The organism is Mycobacterium shottsii (assembly GCF_010728525.1).
Lineage (GTDB): Bacteria > Actinomycetota > Actinomycetes > Mycobacteriales > Mycobacteriaceae > Mycobacterium > Mycobacterium marinum.
In genome coordinates, this window is record NZ_AP022572.1 from 5,468,948 (window position 1) to 5,482,323 (window position 13,376).

The 13,376-nt window shown below is 65.6% G+C and carries 11 protein-coding genes and 3 pseudogenes; 4 read left to right on the forward strand and 10 right to left on the reverse strand.

The window, feature by feature from the left end; translation table 11 throughout:
• Positions 1 to 4: 4 nt before the first annotated feature.
• Positions 5 to 553, forward strand: coding sequence for a hypothetical protein (locus G6N41_RS25235; RefSeq protein WP_231608476.1), 549 nt, complete (start codon positions 5 to 7; stop codon positions 551 to 553).
• 263 nt (positions 554 to 816) lie between these two features.
• On the forward strand, positions 817 to 1,734 hold the full coding sequence (locus G6N41_RS25240; RefSeq protein WP_198966001.1) for a DUF808 domain-containing protein: 918 nt from the start codon (positions 817 to 819) through the stop codon (positions 1,732 to 1,734).
• Positions 1,735 to 1,750: 16 nt separating this feature from the next.
• Here G6N41_RS25240 and G6N41_RS25245 read toward each other — a convergent pair whose 3' ends face one another.
• The 6 genes from G6N41_RS25245 to G6N41_RS25270 form a co-directional block, all read right to left on the reverse strand.
• The gene (locus G6N41_RS25245) at positions 1,751 to 2,554 is read right to left on the reverse strand and encodes an SDR family NAD(P)-dependent oxidoreductase (protein ID WP_198966002.1); all 804 of its coding nucleotides are present in this window, start codon (positions 2,552 to 2,554) and stop codon (positions 1,751 to 1,753) included.
• 32 nt (positions 2,555 to 2,586) lie between these two features.
• Positions 2,587 to 3,354, reverse strand: a complete 768-nt coding sequence (locus G6N41_RS25250) for a TetR/AcrR family transcriptional regulator (RefSeq protein WP_038579115.1) — start codon at positions 3,352 to 3,354, stop codon at positions 2,587 to 2,589.
• Between the two features lie 53 nt (positions 3,355 to 3,407).
• Positions 3,408 to 4,043, reverse strand: coding sequence for a DUF732 domain-containing protein (locus tag G6N41_RS25255; RefSeq protein ID WP_231608703.1), 636 nt, complete (start codon positions 4,041 to 4,043; stop codon positions 3,408 to 3,410).
• Between the two features lie 59 nt (positions 4,044 to 4,102).
• Complete coding sequence (locus tag G6N41_RS25260) at positions 4,103 to 5,794, reverse strand: patatin-like phospholipase family protein (protein WP_198966003.1); 1,692 nt, start codon at positions 5,792 to 5,794, stop codon at positions 4,103 to 4,105.
• A 36-nt stretch (positions 5,795 to 5,830) separates the two neighbouring features.
• On the reverse strand, positions 5,831 to 6,721 hold the full coding sequence (locus G6N41_RS25265; RefSeq protein WP_020732317.1) for an Rv3090 family protease: 891 nt from the start codon (positions 6,719 to 6,721) through the stop codon (positions 5,831 to 5,833).
• A gap of 160 nt (positions 6,722 to 6,881) precedes the next feature.
• Positions 6,882 to 8,345: a protein adenylyltransferase SelO gene (locus G6N41_RS25270; protein WP_198966004.1), complete on the reverse strand. Its 1,464-nt coding sequence runs from the start codon at positions 8,343 to 8,345 to the stop codon at positions 6,882 to 6,884.
• A 79-nt stretch (positions 8,346 to 8,424) separates the two neighbouring features.
• Between G6N41_RS25270 and G6N41_RS25275 the strand changes: the two genes are divergently transcribed.
• Both G6N41_RS25275 and G6N41_RS25280 read left to right on the forward strand, forming a co-directional pair.
• The gene (locus G6N41_RS25275) at positions 8,425 to 8,823 is read left to right on the forward strand and encodes a DUF4267 domain-containing protein (RefSeq protein ID WP_020732319.1); all 399 of its coding nucleotides are present in this window, start codon (positions 8,425 to 8,427) and stop codon (positions 8,821 to 8,823) included.
• Between the two features lie 8 nt (positions 8,824 to 8,831).
• Positions 8,832 to 9,431, forward strand: a pseudogene (locus G6N41_RS25280) (LLM class F420-dependent oxidoreductase); the annotation flags it as partial.
• A 12-nt stretch (positions 9,432 to 9,443) separates the two neighbouring features.
• Here G6N41_RS25280 and G6N41_RS25285 read toward each other — a convergent pair.
• From G6N41_RS25285 to G6N41_RS25300, 4 genes and pseudogenes are all read right to left on the reverse strand, one after another.
• A pseudogene (locus G6N41_RS25285) lies at positions 9,444 to 10,314 on the reverse strand (IS5 family transposase).
• A gap of 47 nt (positions 10,315 to 10,361) precedes the next feature.
• A pseudogene (locus G6N41_RS25290) lies at positions 10,362 to 11,084 on the reverse strand (sulfatase-like hydrolase/transferase); the annotation flags it as partial.
• Positions 11,077 to 11,526 (reverse strand): SRPBCC family protein, encoded by a 450-nt coding sequence (locus G6N41_RS25295; RefSeq protein ID WP_020727104.1) that lies wholly within the window; start codon positions 11,524 to 11,526, stop codon positions 11,077 to 11,079. The pseudogene G6N41_RS25290 and the gene G6N41_RS25295, both read right to left, overlap by 8 nt.
• A gap of 113 nt (positions 11,527 to 11,639) precedes the next feature.
• Positions 11,640 to 13,313 carry an amidohydrolase gene (locus tag G6N41_RS25300; RefSeq protein WP_198966005.1) on the reverse strand — a complete coding sequence of 558 codons (1,674 nt, stop codon included), beginning with the start codon at positions 13,311 to 13,313 and terminating at the stop codon, positions 11,640 to 11,642.
• Between the last annotated feature and the right edge of the window lie 63 nt (positions 13,314 to 13,376).

A 13,376-nucleotide genomic window follows, 5' to 3' on the forward strand; every position in this document is an offset into this window, starting at 1 on the left:
GGGTTTGGACTTCGACAACGGCACCGAATTCCTCAATAAGGCGGTCATCAAGTGGGCCGCGGACATGGAGATCTTCTTCACCCGCTCACGGCCCTACAAGAAGAACGACCAGGCCACCATCGAGTCCAAAAACAACCACCTCGTGCGTCGCTACGGGTTCTACTACCGCTACGACACCGACGAAGAACGCGCCGTGCTCAACCGGCTGTGGCACCTGGTCAACGACCGGCTCAACTACCTGACCCCCACCATCAAACCCATCAGCTACGGCTGCAGCCGCGACGGTCACCGCCGCCGGCTCTACGACAAGCCCCAGACCCCCCTGGACCGGCTGCTGGCCGCCGGAGTCCTCTCAGCGGCCCAACAAACAGAGCTGCTCACCTACCGCAACAGCCTCAACCCCGCCGCGATCGCCCACCAGATCGCCGACCTGCAAGCCGCCCTGCTCAGACTCGCCAAAGACAAGACCGAACAGCTCTACCTCGCCGCCATACCCGCCGCTCTACCCGCCCTCAAAGCCGGCATCCGCATCAAAAGCAAGACCACCACCTGACCCCGATTTCGCGGGCATTCCTTACCTGATGCATGAACCAGGTTTCGCAGGCATCTTGACTTGATGCATCACGGTCCCGTGTGGCGATTCCTCGAAAAATTTCCCGGTAAGCAGATAAAAGCCCCGCGAGAGGCATGGTAGGTGCGGCGTTGGGCCATTTCGCGCCGCACTTTGGGGCCGCACTCGCCGGTCAGAGGGGTCGATTGCCCGCACCGACGACTTCGGCAACAAGCGGTAACCTCGGTCGCCATGGGGGAGAGCCGATGAGCGCAGGCCTGTTCGGGCTGCTCGATGACGTCGCTGTCCTGGCGCGGCTGGCCGCGGCCTCGGTGGACGACGTCGGTTCGGCCGCGGCTCGCGCGACCGCCAAGGCGGCAGGCGTAGTGGTCGATGACACCGCGGTAACGCCACAATTCGTTCACGGCATCACCGCCGAGCGCGAACTGCCGATCATCAAACGCATTGCGCTCGGCTCGCTGCGCAACAAGTTGGTGTTCATCCTTCCCAGCGCGATGCTGCTTAGCCAGTTCGTCCCGTGGCTGTTGAGTCCAATCCTGATGCTCGGCGCCACATACCTGTGTTACGAAGGCGCGGAGAAGCTGTGGAGTGCGCTGCGCGGCAACGGTTCCCAGGCCAGGAGGCCGAAAGACGAACAGCAAGTGGTGACCGGGGCGATCCGGACCGACGTCATCCTCTCCGCCGAGATCATGGTGATCGCGCTCAGCGAAGTGGCCGAATTGGCTTTTCTGCCAAGGCTTGTCGTCCTCATCGTCGTTGCGCTGGTGATCACTGGCGCGGTGTATGGGGTGGTGGCGGCGATCGTCAAGATGGACGATGTTGGGCTGCGGCTGGCCGAGACGTCGTCTCGGGTCGGGCAGCGGCTCGGTCGCGCCCTGGTCGCTGGGATGCCCAGGTTGTTGTCCATGATCGCGGCGGTCGGAACGGTTGCGATGCTGTGGGTGGGTGGCCACATCCTGTTGGTGGGCAGCGATCAGATCGGTTGGCACACCCCATACGGCTTGGTGCATCATCTCGATGAACAAGTGCGCCACGCGGTCGGGTCCCTAGGTACCGTCGTGGCCTGGCTGTTCAATACTGGCGTGTCGGCGGCGCTCGGACTGATTGTCGGGGCAGTAGCGGTCACGCTCGTGCACCTGCTGCCGTTTCGTTGGGCGGGTTAGGCGCCGGCGTGCGCCGTCAAATGAAGTCCGAGCCGCCGTCGGCATTCACCGTCGCGCCGGTCACATAGCCGTTGCGCCGCGACACCAGGTAGGCGGTGATGGAAGCGACCTCCTCGGGAAGCCCGGCGCGGCCCAGATCGCACGGCTGGTGAAAGTATTTGTCAGTCCAGGCCATGACGTCGTACGGGTTGGTGGCATCGAGTCCGTCGGCGGCCAGCAGGTCTTTGAGCTGTTCGGTAAAGCTGGCCGTGACGATGGTTCCCGGGCACACGCAGTTCACCAGGATGCCGTCCTTGGCCAGGCTCTTCGACAGGTTCTTGGTCACGCTGGACAGGGCCGCCTTCGAGGCCGTGTAGGCGACCAGGCGTGGGTTCTGTCGCTGAATCGAGTCCGCGGACAGCGTCACAACGCGGGCCCAGTCCGCGGCGCGCAGCAAGGGCAACGCGGCGCGAATCGCCCGGACCCCCGACATCGTGCCCAGCGTGAACGCGGCATCCCAAGCGGCGTCGTCGAGTTCCTCGAAGTACCCGTCGCCCGGTCCGATCGTGTGCACCAGGCAATTGAGTTGCCCCCAGCGTTCGGAGACGGCGGCGAAGGCGCTGGTGATCGATGCGGCGTCGGCCATGTCCGCGCTGATCGCTACCGCGTCGGGAGCGCCGGCCTGACTTAGCCTTTCCACGGCGCTGTCCAGTGCCCGCTTGCCACGGGCGATCACCGCCACGCTGGCTCCTTCGGCGGCCAGGGTTTCGGCGATGGCTAGGCCCATGCCTTTGCTGCCTCCGGTGACGACGGCCTTGGAACCGCTGAAGCCCAGGTCCATCGCATCTCCTCTGCGGGCGGGCGCCTCACATGTCAGTCTGGCGCGGCGATCTGCGCAATAGTGTCCGGCGCAACGCCCAGTCCGCGCAGGCAAAATCGCACCGTGCTCTCGCGAACCTCGTTGCGTCGGCAATCCCCGGAAGCCCACTGCTGTTCCGTGTTGGCCCACACCACGCCCTGAATGGAGCGCGCCTCGCTGTGCGGGTCGACGTCGTGGAACACTTCCTGGGCCACGCCGAGGTGAAGCTGCTCGATGAGCGGCTCAAGCGTTTCGGCGTATGCGGGTTCGACCAGCTCGGGGGCGTTGAGCAGATGTGATTGAGCATCCATGGACAGGTGACGCAGGTCCGCCTTGACCGCGTCGTCGAAAGCCAAGTCGAGGCGGCCGTCGATCCAGGCAGCCACTCCTTCGATCGGGTTTGTCGCTTTGGCCATGAGCGTTCTGAGCCGCACCGCTTCGACCCGGGCGACCTCGAGGAACACCGCGGCTACCAGTTGGTCTTTCGACTCGAAATGCCGGTAGAACGCCCGGGTGCTGAGTTGGGCCCGGTCCAGGACGGTCGCGACGCTAAGTCCACGAACCCCATGTTCGCGAACCGACATCGACGCGGCGACCAGGATGGCACGCCGAATGCCAGGATCCGGAGCAAGCTTGTGCCGGCGCCGCGTAAGCCGGCTACTCAGGTCCGCCTGGCGGCGGGTGCCCGGGTTGTTCGGATGCGTCATAGATCCGTAGGTACCCACCAGGCGCTTCCGGGACACCCGCAGCCGACATTTCATCGTCGCTGCAATGTCGGACATGTGTTAGCTACCTGCGCGGCAGTGCATTGTGGGTGAGGGGGATGAGCCGCCTTTTACGGGCAATATGTGCGCATCGAGATGTCGACGTAGTCGCCAGCGTGGTTGCTGAGGGCCGGATTGCTCGAACGAAATGCCGCGACGATCTCGTCCACAGTGAGCCCACGACGGAAGTTCTCGCACACCAACTTGCCGTTGTAGATCGCTGCGTTGGGATTGGCGAAGGAGATACCCCGGTCGTTGAGCGCTGCGATGTAGGCGCTGTCCTGCTCAGGAGTTGAGGCGATCGTCGTCGTGGTGGTTGGGGCGGACGTCGGCGTTGGCGCAATCTGGGTGACCGACCGCGGCTTCGAGGCCTTGCCCGGCGAGCTCTCCGTGGACAGGGCCCAGCCACCGATCACGATCACCGCCGCAAACCCGAGACCGAGCAACAGTAGGGCCGCGGCCCTGGCCAAGGTGGTGCGCCAGGACTGGACGAGCGACGCCGGTTCAGCAGCAAGCTCCTCGCCGCGACCATCGGGGATGTCCGGGACATCGGGGAGGTCTGGGCCGGGGTCGCGGACGTCGCTGACGTCCTGTTCGCGCGACCAGGCCGTCTCGACCGTGTCGGTGGGTGCGGGACTGGGGACGGCTGCCGTATTGTCGCCGTCGAGTGCGGCGGTCTTGTCGGAAGCCGGGACCGGCTCGGCCATGAGGGCCATGGTAGCCATCGACTCCGTCACCCGATGCGGGCCAACGGCGGGCGCCCGCCTTATGTGAGGTGACGGTCACGCCACCTGGCGAATCGGCCCGTCGGTGCGTGTATCGCCGCCATCACCGAGCTCATCGATGAAGCCACCGAACTCGCGTGCTCGGCGGGCTCGGCGACCGGCGGTCCATCACCCTCCCACCACGTCGGCCGCAATAGTGCCGTCGTCACCGGAACCGCGTCCTCGACGCTGCTGCGGCCCCACTCGTAGGCACGGTCGATGGCGCCGGCCGAGGGGGCCAGGTTGATCGGTGACAGCGTCGGCTGGAACCTGACCAAGTGGTCGGCATAAGGCAAATTGCGCACCATCTGCAGCTGGATCGCCTGGGTAATCGGGGCCAGCCACATGTGCCGGGAGTCCCACTGCGGATGGAAGCAATCAAAGGCCAGGTAGCACGCGTTGCGGGTGCCGAGCTTTCCGTCACGCACCCGCTTCCACGCCAATTCGACCGGCACGTTGCTGGCCGCGCCGCCGTCGACGATCGCCGCGATGTCCTGGTCGGCGCAGAGGGCATCGAGCATGTCGAGCATGCGGTCATCACTGGTTTCGTGGTGCAGCACGCCGGGAACGGCAGACGAAAACGACGCCGCGTCGACGACGTCGAAGTCGCGATCGGGATCGTCGCCGCTGACCACGATCGGTTTGACCACCCGCAAGTCGATGAAGGCGGAAACCTGCCACATCCGGGCTGCGACCAGCGGGCCGATGCCGATGGGCTGGAAGGGCAGTGAGCGCAGTTGCAGCGCCGCCAGTTCCGGACGGCGAAACCGGGATGGCAGTGCGGAATACGGTTGCTTTCGCACGCCGGAGACCACGACATCGAACGGAATCGTCAGATCTGACATGCGGAGCCGGACGTTGTCCTCACGGCTGAGCAGCGATAGCGCGAATTGGTCGAAGCGCAGGGCGAACATCCCGGCCAAGCCGTGGCGGCGGCGCAACCGCTCGGGGCCCAGAATTGCGCGATAAGACACCGTCTTGGCCCACTCCACATAGTCTTCGATCGGCACCGGCAGACAACGCGCCACCAGACTGCCGATGATCGACCCGAACGACGACCCGATCATGTAGTCAGGCGTTTGGCCGGCCTCCAAGAGGCGCTGGATGCCGCCGATGTAGACGAACCCCGCACCGCCCCCGCCGCCGAGGATGGTGACGAGCTTCTTGTAGCCGACCTCGGAGTCCAGTTCGGCCGCAGAGAAGTCGCTGCCGTGGCGTTCGATCAGCACTCGCCGTTGGTCGTCTTGGTCGGCGGACAAACCGTCGAGCGCGGTGCGTGCGGCCTTGAGCGCGGTGATCGGATCTGGCTCTTCGCGCAGCGGTCCATACAGGATGTCGCTGACCCGGGACCGCCACGGAGCGACTTCGGCGCCCACCGAGATGTCACCGCGTCCGCGGCTGCCGCCCGGACCCGCGGCTCCCGGTTCGAAGTCGGCGAGTCTGGCGAAGTTGAGGATGTAGCGCAGCTTGCGCAGCTCCTCGTCGCTCAACACGCCCGGGTTGGCCAGGCGCTGCCGGATCAGCCTGCTTTCCATCTTTTGCAGCAGCTGGGCCGGCTCGGCCGACGGGAGATCGACGGTGTCGAGGGAATCATCGATGTCCTGAGTCTCGGCATCGATCTTGTCGACCAGGTCCAGTGCGGCGTGACGGCGAGCAAAACGGCTGCCTATCAACTCGGCGAACGGAATGTGCATCAGATCAACCCTCTCATGGCGATCATGTGCGCATGGCTACCGTCCGGGGGGCACCGAGACGGTCGGCAGAGCCGAGCTGCCCGGCCAGCAGCCCAGCGGGCTGATGCCCTTGTTGATCGCGGCCGTAATGCAGTTCTGCACCACAACGTTGGGGTCGTTGCTGATTGAGCGGGACAAGATCTCGTTGGCCTTGGCCTGAGCCTCGGCGGTGCGTTGCGCCTCCACGGCGATCGAGGTCTGCGCGCGCTGCTGGTTGAGCTGGTTGATCTTGTCCTCGGTGCCCTGGTCGTACTGGATGGTCGGAACGTTGACGTCGAAGATGTCGACTTGGCCGCCCACGTCCTGGCGCATGATGTCGGCGGCTCGCTTGGCCAGGTTGGGCAGTGGGGACACGTCCAGGTTTTGCGGGTCCAGTGGGTTGAATGCGGCGAACACCTCGTTGAGGGCAACCGACAGATTCCGCTCGATGAGGTTGACCCGCACGTTGTCGAAGGTTTTGTACTGCTGGAAGAGTTCGGGTGCGGCCGACTGCTTGAGCTGCCAGCGGATACTGACGTCGGCCAGGGCCGTGGATTGGTTGCCCAGCCGCACGGTGATGCGCTGGTCGCTGTTGCCTTCCTTGACGTACTTGTCGATCTGCACCGCGCCGTCCATTTGGTGGGTCATCTGCCAGGGCCATTTGCCGTGGAAGCCGTTGTTCAGGCTCACCCCGTTGGGGCGGCCGAAGGTGGTGACGATCGCGATCTGCCGGGTCCCGACGATGGTGAAGCAGCCCATCAGGAAGAACAGGACCGCCGCCCCAAGGGCGCCGAGAGTCGCGATCTTGCCGCGTAGGCGCGCTTTGTCATTGCCAGCGAACTTCCACAGCAACGCCGCCACGGCGGCGCCGATCAAGCACATGGTCAACATCACGATCTCCCACGTCATCCCTACGCTCCTTCTCCCGTTCGGGTGATGCCGATCGGGCGCGGCATTGCTCAGTTGGGTTCAGCCAGGCCCAGCCAGGTGCGGCCGGGTACGTGCAGACTAGGCGTTGGCGCGACCTGGCCGGGTGCAACGCCCGAGAATGTGGCGTCCGCGGCGGGCTTCAGGTGCCGCAGTAGGTCCGGTAGGCGCCGAAATCCTCGGGCGCCGGGCCGGCGTAGCGCTCGAGCCCAGGCCTTTCGACATAGGGGTCCGTGACCGCATCCAAGAGCCGGCGGAACGGATCGAGGTTGCCGTCGGTCGCCGCGGCCAGAGCCTCCTCGACGAGATGGTTGCGGGGGATGTAGATCGGATTGACCCCGTCCATCAATTCGGCATCCGGCCCCAGGGGCTGCCAGCGTGACAGCCAGTCGTCGAATCCGCTTGGGGCGTCAAACATTGCGCGGGCCGCGTCGCCATCTCCACGGGCCGCTGCCGCCAGGTGCCGGAAGAACGAGGTGTAGTCGACCTGGCCCTGCCGCAGGAGCTGCAGCAGCTCGTCGGCCAGGGGCTTGACCACCTCGGCCTCGGTCACCGCCGGCAAGCCGAGTTTGGCTCGCATACCGGAGCACCAGACGGCGTCGTAGCGGGTGCGGAATACCCCGAAGGACTTCTCGGCGAGGGCGATGCCCTCCTGCATGTCGTCGGCGAGCAGCGGCAGCAGGGCCTCGGCAAAGCGGGCCAGGTTCCAGCCCGCGACGACGGGCTGGTTGGCGTAGGCGTAGCGGCCCCAGTGGTCGATCGAGCTGAACACCGTTTCGGGGTCGTAGGCCTCCATGAAGGCGCACGGCCCGTAGTCAATGGTTTCGCCCGAGATGGTCATGTTGTCAGTGTTCATCACCCCGTGCACGAACCCGATCAACATCCAGCGCGCCAGCAGTGCGGCCTGGACCGCGACCACCTCTTCGAACAGTGCGAGGTAGGGGCGCTCGGCATCCGCGGCGCCGGGGTAGTGGCGGGCGATGGCGTAGTCGGCGAGGCGCCGCAGCAACTCGACGTCGCCGGTAGCGGCCGTGTACTGGAAGCTGCCCACCCGCAGGTGGCTACGGGCGACCCGGACAAGCAAGGCGCCGGGCAGTGGTGTCTCGCGTTGAACCTGGCGCCCGGTACCCACGACGGCCAGGGACCGCGTTGTCGGGATGCCCAACGCGTGCATCGCCTCGCTGACGATGTATTCGCGCAACATCGGCCCAACCACGGCCAGGCCGTCGCCACCGCGGGCGAACGGGGTGCGCCCGGAGCCTTTGAGGTGAATGTCGTACAGGCGCCCATCGGTATCGGCGATCTCGCCGAGCAGCAGGGCGCGGCCGTCGCCCAACCGCGGGACGAACCCGCCGAACTGGTGCCCGGCGTAGGCCTGCGCCACCGGAACCGCTCCGCTGGGTAGCAGACTGCCGACCAGGAACCGGACTCCTTCGGAACTGCGCAACCACGTGGAGTCGAGTTTGAGCTCGCCCGCCAACGGTTCGTTGAGCACCAGCAGCCGCGCGTCTGGCGGCACCTCGGCCTGCCAGCGAACGGCCAGCTCCGGCAAGTCCCGCAAGAAGTGGCTTTGCAGAGCGATGGTCAGATCCGGTGCAGCGCTCATCTCACCAAGCCTACGGACGGGTCAGCCACTCGGGCGTGTCCATTCCCTGTCGGATGATTACCTCCTAGGCTTGCGTGCCATGTCGATCGATCGTGCCGCGCTGGTTGCGGGCAGTCTGCGTTGTGCCTCCGGTATCTCATTTCTCGTCGACCCAGTACGGGCGAACCGGCTTTGGGGTGCGGGTGCGCAGGAGTCGTCGCCGACGGCGCGGCTGCTGTTGCGGTCGATGGGCTATCGCGACGCCCTCATCGGAGGGCTGCTGGCGACAGCTGCGGTGCGCGGCAAGAACACCCGTGGCTGGTTCCTGGCTTCGGCTGGCGCGGACGCAGCCGACCTGCTCGGCGGGATCAGCGTGCATGACGAGCTGAAACGGCTACAGCAGATCGTCGCCCTCGGCGGCGCAGTCGTCGGTATCGGAGTGGGGCTCTGGGGTGCCGCGCGGCCGGCCACCGAAGCCAGTGCGCCCCAACTCGGGTAGGAGCAAGCATGCGTGTCGGAGTCCTGACGTTTGTCACCGATGAAGGCATCGGCCCTGCGGAGCTGGGCGCGGCACTCGAAGAGCGTGGGTTCGAGTCGCTGTTCCTCGCCGAGCACACTCACATCCCGGTGAACAATCAGAGCCCGTATCCGTCCGGCGGGCCAATTCCGCGCAAGTATTACCGCACGCTGGATCCGTTCGTGGCGTTGACGGCGGCGGCGGTGGCGACCGAGTCACTCGTCTTGGGCACCGGCATCGCGTTGATCCCCGAGCGGGATCCGATCGTGACGGCCAAAGAGGTGGCATCGCTGGACGTGGTGTCCGGCGGGCGGTTCTGCTTCGGTGTGGGTGTGGGGTGGCTGCGAGAAGAAGTCGCCAATCACGGTGTTGATCCGGCGGTGCGAGGACGGGTCACCGATGAACGGCTGGGCGCGATGATCGCGATCTGGACCCAGGACAACGCCGAATATCACGGGAAATATGTCGATTTCGACCCAATTTGCTGCTGGCCGAAGCCGGTGACCAAGCCCCATCCGCCGCTGTACATCGGGGGAGGGCCGGCAAGCTTTGGCCGCATCGCCCGCCTAGGTGCCGGATGGATCGCGATTAGGTCCTGTCTGCTAATTGCGGACGCGGTGGTAGGTGATGATGGCGGCCAGGGTGACACCGCCGAGGTAGGTCAGGGCGTATTCGTCGTAGCAGGTGGCGACCGCGCGCCAGTGTTTGAGCCGGTTGAAGCTTCGCTCGACGGTGTTGCGGTGCTTGTAGATTCGGCCTGAGAACCCCGGAGGCCGTCCTCTGTTGCGGCCTTTGGCTTTGCGGCGGGTGATCTGGTCGCTGCGCTCGGGGATGGTATGGGCGATCTTGAGCCGGCGCAGCTGTGCCCGCGTCGAGTCATAGGAGTACGCCTTGTCCGCCAGCAGGCGAAACGGGGCGTATGAGTTGCTGCACCGGGCGGCCAGCAATGGCCAAAGCATCGGATTATCACCGGCTTGACCGGCCGACAGTGCCAGGGTGACCGGACTGCACAGCTGGTCGGTCAAGGCGTGGATCTTGGTAGTCAGCCCGCCGCGGGAACGCCCAATGGCGTGGTCATCGGGCTCATCGAGATATTTCTTGTAATTCGACAGATCCCCCTGTGCGGCGCCCGGGCGCTCCGGCTGCGTGTTGGTGGGCGCGCACACTGGTCGAATCGACCGACAACAGTGCGCCCAGGTCGGCGTCCTCGGCGTCGAGGTCAGAGGCGATCGCCGCGAAGATCCGCGCGTAGATGCCATCGACCGACCAGCGTAGATGCCTCTCGGCCACCGATTGCCAGGGACCGAAGTGCTCGGGCAGGTCACACCACGGAGATCACGTACGGTAACGCCAGATAATGCCCTCCAGAGTACGTCGATGATCGTTCCACGGCCGGCCACGCCGCCGCCCCGCAGGCAACACCGCCACGATCAGCGACCACAAATCATCAGAAATCGCATGCGTCCGCATCACCCAAACAGCATCAGCCAAAACACCATTCACATTAAGCAGACACGCCCTAGGTGCGACGGCTTCAACGGGCCGAATCGCGCCCAGGCCGGGAACAGCACCACGTCGTGCGGGTTGATGAAGCTGGCCACCAGCAAGAACGGACGCAGCGCCGCTTCGTCGCCGGCACGGCGGCGCGCATAGCGGTCCTCGAGCCATGCAACAACTCGGTCGGCGATCAGCGGGTCACGACGGAAACCGCTGTTCGCGTTGCCCGCGCCATGCGGCTCGGGGCCCACCCAGCCGGAAAAGCCGTACGGGCCGAGCGGGTCGGCATCGAGGTAGCGCTGTACGGCCGCCGGGTCGATCTCGCCGTCGTCGTCGTTGGTGGCCAGCGAGAGGCCGGTGTCGGGGTCTTCAAGATCGGCATGCGAGATGTGCCATTTGCCGTCGTAGTGGGTGTCATATCCCGCAGCGCGGAACCAGTTCCCCAGAGTCGGTACCTCGCCCGCCCGCAGCCAGCGCAGCCGTGAGTCGTCGAACCGTTTGCCGATGCCATCGGTTTGCGTGACACCGTGCAGGTCGGGGTACTGGCCGGTGAAAATTGTCGGGCGACTCGGCACACAGGCCAGCGATCCGGTGTAGTGCCGGGCGAAACTCACCCCTTGTTCGTCGAACCAGCGACGGCCGGTAAGGGTGCGCTGCCGCCAACCCAGGACTTCGGCCGACTCGTAAGGGGGAACCGCGCGCTCCTCGTCGGTCATGATGATGACGATGTCGGGGCCCTCAGGCATGCGTTTTCTCCAATCGGCTCGCCAATCCGGCAAGCATCGCGTCGGACTGCTTGGCCAGCACGCGCAGCGCAACCCGCTCCGCCATCTGAGCCAGCCGGCTGGTCCCGACCTCTACCGTGCTCGTGAGTTCCACGATGGTGGCGTTACCGCTTCGGCGCAACCTCCAGTGGTTGGCGACCTTGCGGAGGCGGTTGGGTAGGCCCTCGATGTCATAGGCCAGCGAGGTGGGCGGGTCGAACGCGGTTATGCGTTCCACCAGGGTGTTGCGGCCCACCTGTACGCGGCGGGTGGTGCCCACCGGCTCCCCGTCGGGGCCCTCATTCAACACGCACGAATGGTCGATGCCGTCAGCCCACGTGCTCAGGGCGCCGAAGTCGGCGAGTACGTTCCAAATCGCCTGCGGCTCGGCCACTATGGTCCGGCTACGGCTGATATCTGCCACTCAGCCATCCAACACTATGCGGCAGGCTCGCGCGCCAAGTTGGTCTGTTCGCGACCTCGACGCGGGACGCGGCCACCGTTGCCCGGCCGGGTCGGCGATGCGGCGGCGCGGGGTCACGAGGGCAGCGATCGGACCTGCCCCTCGAACACCGTTCCCCAAATGGGGAGGTCTTTGAGTCCGTCGACGCCGACCTGGTATGGGTCGTCTTCGAGGACGGTGAAGTCCGCGTACTTGCCGGCGCGGATCGATCCGAGGTCGTTTTCTTTGCGCATGATCCAGGCGGCGTCGATGGTGATGGCCCGCAGTGCGGCGTGCAGGCTGATCCGCTCCTGCGCACAGTTGAGGTTGCCGTTGATCGTGATTCGTCGGGCCGCGACCCAGGCGAGGGTCAGTGGGGCCAGTGGCGCCATGGGGCAATCGGAGTGCAGGCCGAACGGGACGCCGAGGCGCTCGAGTGATCCCAGGCGCACCAGCTCGGCGCCGCGGTCGCTGCCGAGCCATTCCGAACTGTAGATATCGCTGAGTAGGTAGTGGTAGTAGGGATTGGCGGAGACCACCATGCCCAGCTCCCGCATCTGCAGGTTCTGTTCCTCGGTGGTGTAGCCGAAGTGTTCCAGGACGGTGCGGTGACCGATTCGGGGATGGATCCACTGCAGGTGGCGTACCAGGTCGATCAAGGCCTCGGCACTGAGGTCGCCGACGGTGTGGGCGTGCAGTTGGTAGCCCTCCCGCCAAAAGACCTCGGCCCAGGTCAGCGTGACTTGCAGCGGGGCCATCCACATCCCGGTGTGGCCGTCGAGGTAGCCGGGGTACCCGAACTGGGCCATTCCGCTGAAGATCGCGCCGTCCATCATGAGTTTGAAGTGGTGGTCAAACCCGACTCGTCCGGAGGTCATTTGCGCCCACTCCGCGACAGCGGCCACGGCCTCCTGCGGGCTGACACCGCGGGCCAGGAAGTCAGAGATCAACGGGGTGAGCACGATCCTGGACGGTGCGTCGATCTCGCGCGAGATCCTGTTGATCAGCCGGATCTCGTTTTCCGGATTGCCCATGCTGCCGACGCCCATGTCCAGACAGGTCGTGACGCCGGCTAGGTGGACCATGCGGAAGAAGTTGGACATGCCTTCCCCATACCGGGCGGGTTCGAACAGGAGTTGCGGCAGGCGGCTGGCGCCGACCAGGGCCATTGCGCCGTTCTCCCAGAAGCGTCCGCGCTCCCAGTCCACCTCGGGAAGATCGGCGAACTGCTGCTCGCTGAGCCCCATCCAGTCGATCGCGCCGTCGTTGGCGATCAGTTCGTGGAACGACCGGTGCCACAGGATGACGGGCCGGGTTCCGAACATCGCGGTCAGCTCGGGGCGCCCGATCGACCCGTGCCAGAGCGGGTGGTAGCCCCAGGCCACGAACGGCACGCTCCAGTCCGGGTGGGCGTCGACCAGTTCCCGCAACCGCGTGCGGAACGCGTCCGGGGTCGTCGCGCCGGAAAAACGTCCGGTCGGCAGGTTCCAATCCTCGGGAGCGAGGAACGGAAACTGAGTAAGCACCGCAGGCAATGAAGGGTGCACGTGCGGGTCGATGAAGCCGGGAAGCACCACCTTGTCGGACAGCCGCTCGTCGACGACGTATTCGTGGCGATTCAGCCAGGGACGCATCGAGTCCAGCGAACCGACGGCGACAATCCGGCGGTCGGCCACCGCGACTGCGGAGGCCTCCGGTAGTGAGGGCGTCATCGTCAGCACCTTGCGGGCCGGGAAGACAGTGATCGGATGCGTGGGGCCCTCGGACATATGGCCAGCTTGCTCCAAGGGCTCACCCCAGCGGTACAAATCAACGAAATCGGCGGCCGTCGG

Coding starts and splice junctions, on each gene's coding strand:
- G6N41_RS25245 (WP_198966002.1), bottom strand. CDS start 2,554: ATGGACCTGGGCTTCAGCGGTTCCAAGGCCGTCGTCACCGGAGGCAGC.
- G6N41_RS25250 (WP_038579115.1), bottom strand. CDS start 3,354: ATGTCCGACATTGCAGCGACGATGAAATGTCGGCTGCGGGTGTCCCGG.
- G6N41_RS25260 (WP_198966003.1), bottom strand. CDS start 5,794: ATGCACATTCCGTTCGCCGAGTTGATAGGCAGCCGTTTTGCTCGCCGT.
- G6N41_RS25270 (WP_198966004.1), bottom strand. CDS start 8,345: ATGAGCGCTGCACCGGATCTGACCATCGCTCTGCAAAGCCACTTCTTG.
- G6N41_RS25255 (WP_231608703.1), bottom strand. CDS start 4,043: ATGGCCGAGCCGGTCCCGGCTTCCGACAAGACCGCCGCACTCGACGGC.
- G6N41_RS25240 (WP_198966001.1), top strand. CDS start 817: ATGAGCGCAGGCCTGTTCGGGCTGCTCGATGACGTCGCTGTCCTGGCG.
- G6N41_RS25265 (WP_020732317.1), bottom strand. CDS start 6,721: ATGACGTGGGAGATCGTGATGTTGACCATGTGCTTGATCGGCGCCGCC.
- G6N41_RS25275 (WP_020732319.1), top strand. CDS start 8,425: ATGTCGATCGATCGTGCCGCGCTGGTTGCGGGCAGTCTGCGTTGTGCC.
- G6N41_RS25300 (WP_198966005.1), bottom strand. CDS start 13,313: ATGTCCGAGGGCCCCACGCATCCGATCACTGTCTTCCCGGCCCGCAAG.